This is a genomic window from Streptococcus pseudopneumoniae (genome assembly GCF_001072925.1).
GTDB lineage: Bacteria > Bacillota > Bacilli > Lactobacillales > Streptococcaceae > Streptococcus > Streptococcus pseudopneumoniae_Q.
Genome location: NZ_JVHE01000081.1, coordinates 46,730 through 53,773, shown reverse-complemented (window position 1 = coordinate 53,773; position 7,044 = coordinate 46,730). Strand labels below are relative to the sequence as shown.

The window sequence follows — 7,044 nt, the reverse complement described above, 5'->3', positions numbered from 1 at the left end:
ACACGTTCAGTCCATGAAGTAGCTGTTGTTTGAAGTACTTTATTGAGTTCATCAATGTTTTCAAATCCAGTTGTACGAAGCCATTCGCGAGCTGCTGCTTCACCATCTTTGATGTAAGCTTCAACTGATCCAGCCCATGTAGCACGTCCACAAAGAACACCATTGAAGTTTGCACCTGATTCGTGAGCAAAGACAAGAGTTTCTTGGAAGAGCTTAGCGGATACACCCGCACTCAAGTAGATGTATGGAAGATTTGTTGCTTCGTCTTGTGCTTTGAAGAAAGCAGCTGCTTCTTCACGTGTATGAACGATTTCTCCATCGCCAAAACCTTCAACGTATTTCACGTTAACTGGAACTTCTACTTTCAAGACATCGATGTTGAAACGTGGATCTGAGAAGACCTTCATAGCACCGATAACCTTGTGTGGTTTTACTTTAGCATATTCTGCAGAACCTGCATCAGCAATCTTTTCATCGTAAGCCAAGATTTCAAGGAAGAATGGAATATCTTCAGCCACACACTCAGAACCAATACGTTCGATGTAGACTTGTTTTTGTTGGTTGAGTTCGTCAGAGCTATCTACGTCATAGTAAAGCAAGAACTTAACAGCATCTGCACCTTGTTCTTTAATACGTTTTGCAGACCAAACATCCAAGCAGTCAGGCAAGCGTTTTGTACTTGTTGTATCGTATCCTGTTTTTTCATAAGCAAGGAGAAGACCTGCATTTGGATCAAGAGCTTTGGTTGCTGGAAGGCCATATTCAGGGTCAAGAAGCATTGATGAAGCGTATTTAGTCAATTCATCTGCTACCAAGACTTTAAGTTCTTCCATTTGAGCTACTGTTGGCTCTTCTGTTTGGTATTGAGCCATAAGGCGTTTCAAAGCACCACGTTGGTCAAAAGCAAGAGCTGAGATGATACCATTTCCATCTGAGAGTTTTTGCATGCAAGCAAGTTTATTTGGGCTTAATGTTAATTTACTCATAGATTCTTCCTTATTTTTCAAATTCGTGAATAATGACACCTTGAACGACACGGTTCACTGTACCTGTAGGTGATGGTGTATCTGGTCTGTTACCAACTTTAAGCGAAGTCAAGAGAGCAAATAACTGACCGTAAACAATATAAGGGAAGACACGGTAAACATCATTTAAAACCCCACCGCATCCAAGTGCTACTTCCTTAACATTTTCAAGGCCAAAGACTTGGTCACTCAAGAGAACAACGCGTCGAGCAATTTGGTCTCCTGCAACTTCACGAACTAAGTCTAAATCATACTTACGAGTATAGTCTGTTGTCGTACCAAAGACCAGAACGACTGTATCTTCGTTGATCAGAGATTTTGGACCGTGACGGAAGCCAACTGGGCTTTCATACATAGTCGCAACTTGACCAGCAGTCAATTCCAAAATTTTAAGCTGGGCTTCGTGAGCAAGTCCGAAGAATGGGCCTGCACCTAGGTAAATCACTCGGTTAAAGTCTAGGTCTACCAACTCTTTGACATCTGCCACATTATCAAGGACTTTACGAGCTAAACTAGATAGCACTTCAAAACGTTCAGCTTTAACAGCAAATTCTGTAGGATCAAATACCAAAAGTGCTGTCAACATCATTGAAGTGAAGCTTGAAGTCATAGCAAAGCCAGCATCATTAGACGCAGCTGGTTGTAGCAACAAGAGGTTGCGGTCATCACCATGCGCTTGGAGAGCCAATTTCCCTTCAGCCGCACATGTGATAGTTACTTGATAAAGTTCATCAACCAAGGCCTTGGCCAAGTCAACTGTTGCCACACTCTCAGGTGAGTTCCCGCTACGCGCGAATGATACCAAAACAGTCGCCACATCTTTTTTCAAATAAGTTTGTGGGTTTGCTACGATATCAGTTGTCGCGATAGCATTGAAATTCCATTTACGTTCATCATAAACTTCTTTAAAGTAAGGAATGAGAGTATCACCTACATAAGCAGAAGTTCCAGCACCAGTCAGGATAACCTTGATGTAGTCATGTTTGTCAGCAATTCCTTGTAAGAAGGCTGCAATTTCATCACGTCGTGCTTGATAAGCTTCAAAAGCTTCTTTCCAAACGTCTGGTTGTTGGTAAATTTCGCGAGTTGTGATTTCTGCCCCCAACTCAAGCAAATCTTCTTTTGTATAATCTAGCATTGAAAACCTCTAATCTAATATTGTTTCATGATTGAAAACATGGGAATGGGAGCCGCTCCCATTCCCATGTATATTTTCTATAAGATGATTTAACGTTTTAACGCAATCACATCTTATACTCAATGAAAATCAAAGAGCAAACTAGGAAGCTAGCCGAAGGCTGTACTCAAGTACGGCAAGGCGAAGCTGACGTGGTTTGAATTTGATTTTTGAAGAGTATTATTCATCTTCATCGTCGTCGAAGCTTGCCAATAAATCATTAACTTTCACAATGCTTTCTGAAGCACGACTCTTATAATCTGCATCAGCGCCAGTTAGGCTAGCATTGATAAATTCAATAACCATTGGAAGATTCATTCCTACATAAAGTTCAATGTCACGACCTTCCATAATCAGACGGCTCACCACGTTACATGGTGTTCCACCAAGGAGGTCAGCAAAGACTAGGAAATCATCCAAACCTTCGACAGCAGCTTCAAATTTCGCAGTGAAATCTTCTGGTCCATCTTCTGGAAGAAGAGCTACTGCATGAATGTTGTCTTGTGGACCCATAATCATTTCTGTGCTACCTTTAAGTTCTTCACAAAAACGTCCATGGCTCACTAAAATCAATGATTTAGTCATAAATTATGCGCCCATTCCAAGTGCAAATTTACCAAAGGCAGAAAGAGCCAAGGCAAGCACGATAATGATACCGATAGCTTTTGTAGAGTTCATACCTTTCTTACCAAGCAACCAGAAGATAAAGGCAGTGAAGATTGCTGGAAGCAAGCGTGGGAAGATTGAGTTCAAGATGTCTTGGAAGTCAATCATCTTTTCACCGATTGGCAATTTGTATGAAATTTCAAAGTTGATCATTGTTGCTACAAGAGCACCCATCATGAACACACCAAGTACAGATGCAGCTTCAATCAAAGCTGTCAAAGTGCTTTGCATGTTGTTGATTAGGTTAACCCCTTCTTTGTAGGCAAATTCCAACTGTTTCCAACGGAAGATGTCATACGCTACTGCAACTGCGATCCAAAGGAAAATACCCCAAGGTTGACCAGCGATAGCCATTGTTGCAGCGATAGATCCCATGATAGCAGGTACAAGTGAACCAAAGATAGTATCTCCAAGAGGAGCGAATGGTCCCATCAAACCAGTCTTGATACCGTTAACCGCATCTTTTGAACCAACGCCATCTTTTTCTTCCATGGCAAGGTCAAAACCAGCGATGATTGTGTGGAAGAATGGTGAAGTGTTGAAGAATTGAGTATGAACTTTCATCATTTCTTTCAACTCAGGAGTTCCATCTCCATACATTTTACGCAATTGTGGCAAGATCATGTAAAGGTAACCTGATGCTTGCATACGTTCGTAGTTCCATCCCAATTGGAAAGTGAACAAGCTACGTTTGTTAATTTGATTAAAATCTTCTTTTGTTAGTTTGTAATTAGAATTCGTCATCTTCAATTTCCCCACTTTCTGATGGTGTAGAAGGTGCTGCTACAGCTACTTTTTGGCTATTTTTGAAGTGAAGCACCGCAAGGAAGATACCTACGATAGAGATACCGATCATAGACAAGCCTTTGAAGTTGTTGGCAAAGCCAATTTTTTCAGCAACGTCAGCAGGAAGAGTTCCAATGATACCAGCAACTGCTCCACCAAGACCTGTTACGTATGAGTAAAGTACAGTCAACATAGCTGTCAAACCGAATCCCATAGCAAGGTAGTGAAGGTTACGTTTAACTGGAAGGTAACGAAGCAAGATAGCGAATCCAAGACCTGGAAGCATACGACCTGCAAGAGTCAAACCGTCTGCAACCCATTGGTATTCTTTAACAAGGTTTACAACACCTTGTACGAATTCTCCACCAAAAGCAAGGGCGAAGAATACTGGAAGGGCACGAGAAAGAGCCCAAGGAACTGCACCAAGAAGGTAGTTACGTTCGATTCCTTTGTAGTCAAAGCGTTCGATCGCAGCATCAATACGGTGTGCGAAGAATGTAGTAGTCATACGACCAAGTACGTCGAAGTAAGTTAAAAGTGCCGCTACTGGTACAGCGATTGTAGTGATCGCAAGGTCAGTTTCAATACCTTGTGAAACTGAGAAAGCAGTCGCAAGAACCGCACCAGAAGTTGCGTCGATACGAGAAGCACCACCAAAGGTACCTACCCCAAGTACGAATAACTGCAAGCTACCACCGATAAACAAACCAGTTGTCAAATCTCCCATGATCAAACCAGTAATGAAACCAGCGAATACAGGGGAACCTGCAGAAGAAACGATCGTCAACTCATCACAGATTTGATAAGCTGAGTACAAAGTGAGAAGTAAAATTTGCCACCATTGTATCATAACAATGACCTCCTAAAAATTTTTTCCTATTTTAATAAGCTCAAAAAGTCTGAAACTGGATCATTTGGAACCATTTGAGCAGTAAGTTTAACACCTTTTTCCGCCAATTTGTGGAAATCTTCTACGTCTTTATCAACAACGTTAATAGAACGTGTGATCGCACGTGTTTCTGGTGTTTGAGACATGTTGCCGACATTGACAGTTTCAAGTGGCACACCTGCTTCAACCAAACCGAGGAAACGGTCAGGTTTGCGTGCTACAATCAAAAGACGTTGGCTATCATATTTACCAGCAAGGATATTAGCTGCAGCTTTTTCAACTGGCAAAATGCTAAGTTTTACACCTGGTGGTGTTGCAAGTTTCAATCCGCTCTTTTCAACATCGTTGTTCACAACATCATTGTCAACGACCATGATACGTGAAACATTAAGTTTAGCAGACCAAAGGTTTGCTACTTGTCCGTGGATCAAACGTCCATCGATACGGCATCCTACAATTGTCATAAATTTTCCCCCTTTATATGTTTTAGTGTAGGTTTACGAGTTAAATGTATGTGATCTTTATACTCCCCTTCAGTTTCAAAGATAATGATGCGGTTAGCACCTTCCTTGAGATAGCTGTGTGGAATATAAAGTGATAAGGTTGGACCAACATTCCAGAAACGTCCTAGATTACGGCCATTGACATAGGCAATCCCTTTACCAAACTCAGATAAGTCTAAGTAGGTATCCTTTGGCAACTCAACTTCAAAGTCGTAGGCGTAAAAGGCAGGTTGTCCTTCTGTCCATCCTTTTGAAAAATCAATCTTTTCAGGATTATCAAGTGGAAGCGGATAGTGTTCCCAGTTAAGCATAAAGTGTAGGTCTTTGCAGACACCAGTACGAATTCCTTTTCGTTGTGTATCTGCTAGGAATTTATGCCCGTAATTGACACGACCCATATTTTCAATAAGGATGTCAAACCTAGAGAGCGCTTTCTTTTTTCCTTGATGGAAGATATCTTCTCCAATTTCAGTTTGGTACTGAGTTGCGACCCATTTCCCATCTACAAATAGCTGAGCTCTATCGCGTCCATCAATGATACGGATGCGTTCTTCTTCTGCGTCCCAGCTAGCTTCTGTACGATAAAGTAGGTAGCCATAGCTTTGTCCCAACTCTTCCATTTTCTTAGGATAGAGACTCTCGATAGGACTTGTTAGGCTATCCAAGGTTTCGAAAAGAGAAACTTTCTCACCCAGTGGAATGGTTTCAACTTCCATACTCTCTTTGTAAAGTGGCTCTAATTGTGGATACTCAGGATAGTAAGTCGCCATCATTTCTTTAACTGCCATGTATTTAGCAGTCGGATTGCCAGCTTCATTAAGGAGAGCGTCATAATCATAAGATGTTACTTGTGGTAAATCGATGGTTCCTCGAGCTGAACAACCATTCATAAAACCAAAGTTAGTTCCACCGTGGAACATGTAAAGGTTGATAGAGCCTTGCTCTAGTACCTCATGTACAGCTTCTGCTAACTCCTCTGGCTCACGCGTGATGACTGGTTCTTTCCATCGGTTAAACCATCCATCCCAGAATTCCATACACATGAATGGCCATTTCTTGCCATACTCATCAAAGAACTCTTGCATTTGCGAGAAGTTAAAGTTAGCTTTTGAACCAAAGTTCCCTGTCACAAAGAGATCATCTTCAATCAAGGTACCAGCTTTCAGAGTTGCTCGCCATGGACCATCAGATGTAAAGAGCGGACAAGTCACTGAACGTTCTTCCATCAATCGACGAATCTCACGCAAGTAGGTTTTGTCCTCACCGTATGAACCGTACTCATTTTCAACCTGCATCATGAGGATGTTACCACCATTATCCAACAATCTTGGAACAAGACGTGGAAGTAAATGATCATAGTAGCGTCCTACCATTTCTATAAAGGCTGGATCAGAGGAACGGATTCGCATGTCTTTATTTAAAAGCCATGCTGGTAAACCACCGAATTCCCACTCTGCACAGATAAAGGGAGATGGTCGAACAATAGCATACAAGCCTAAGTCCTGAGCTGTCTGAAGAAATTTTTCAATATCAAGATTGCCTTCAAAATTGAAGTTTCCTTCAGTTGGCTCATGTAAATTCCAAGCGACGTAGGTTTCAACAGTGTTAAAACCTAAAGCCTTGAGATTGTACAATGAATGATACCAGTCTTCTTCAGGAATTCTAAAATAATGAATGGCACCAGATAAAATTTTGAATGGTTCCCCATCTAGGTAAAAATCATCCTCAATTTTAAACCTTGTCATTTTACCACCCCATACTTTTCCGTTTGCGCTTTCATTTGTTGTTATATTAAATGATAAACTAATGAATCCATCTTGTCAATAGATTTTTCGAAAATTATTTAAAATTTTTCTTTTTTTTACTGAATTGTTTTCTAAAATTCTTGTAAAAAATTTTTTTCTTAAATATTTTCGATCTAGATAGCATAAATGTATGAGTTTTTAACCGTAAATAATATGTAAGTCAATCACTTAGAATATTATTTTATTTTTTTAC

At 40.7% G+C, this 7,044-nt stretch carries 7 protein-coding genes; all 7 read right to left on the bottom strand.

The features are described from left to right. On the bottom strand, window positions 1-986 hold a 986-nt coding region (gene lacD / locus ADH81_RS04630; protein ID WP_049526835.1), incomplete at its 3' end, for a tagatose-bisphosphate aldolase. Between the two features lie 10 nt (window positions 987-996). After that, a complete protein-coding gene (locus tag ADH81_RS04625) occupies window positions 997-2,163 on the bottom strand; it encodes an SIS domain-containing protein (RefSeq protein ID WP_049526833.1) in 1,167 nt (388 codons plus the stop codon). 219 nt (window positions 2,164-2,382) lie between these two features. Further along, window positions 2,383-2,787, bottom strand: a complete 405-nt coding sequence (locus ADH81_RS04620) for a PTS sugar transporter subunit IIA (RefSeq protein ID WP_075227001.1) — start codon at window positions 2,785-2,787, stop codon at window positions 2,383-2,385. A gap of 3 nt (window positions 2,788-2,790) precedes the next feature. After that, complete coding sequence (locus ADH81_RS04615; RefSeq protein ID WP_000185293.1) at window positions 2,791-3,612, bottom strand: PTS system mannose/fructose/sorbose family transporter subunit IID; 822 nt, start codon at window positions 3,610-3,612, stop codon at window positions 2,791-2,793. Then, window positions 3,599-4,504, bottom strand: a complete 906-nt coding sequence (locus ADH81_RS04610; protein ID WP_049526831.1) for a PTS mannose/fructose/sorbose/N-acetylgalactosamine transporter subunit IIC — start codon at window positions 4,502-4,504, stop codon at window positions 3,599-3,601. Before ADH81_RS04610 ends, ADH81_RS04615 begins: the two co-directional genes overlap by 14 nt. Before the next feature lie 26 nt (window positions 4,505-4,530). After that, a complete protein-coding gene (locus ADH81_RS04605) occupies window positions 4,531-5,007 on the bottom strand; it encodes a PTS sugar transporter subunit IIB (RefSeq protein WP_049526829.1) in 477 nt (158 codons plus the stop codon). Beyond that, entirely contained in the window at window positions 5,004-6,791 is a 1,788-nt protein-coding gene (locus ADH81_RS04600) for a glycoside hydrolase family 35 protein (RefSeq protein ID WP_049526828.1), read from the bottom strand. The genes ADH81_RS04605 and ADH81_RS04600 overlap by 4 nt, the downstream gene beginning before the upstream one ends. Between the last annotated feature and the right edge of the window lie 253 nt (window positions 6,792-7,044).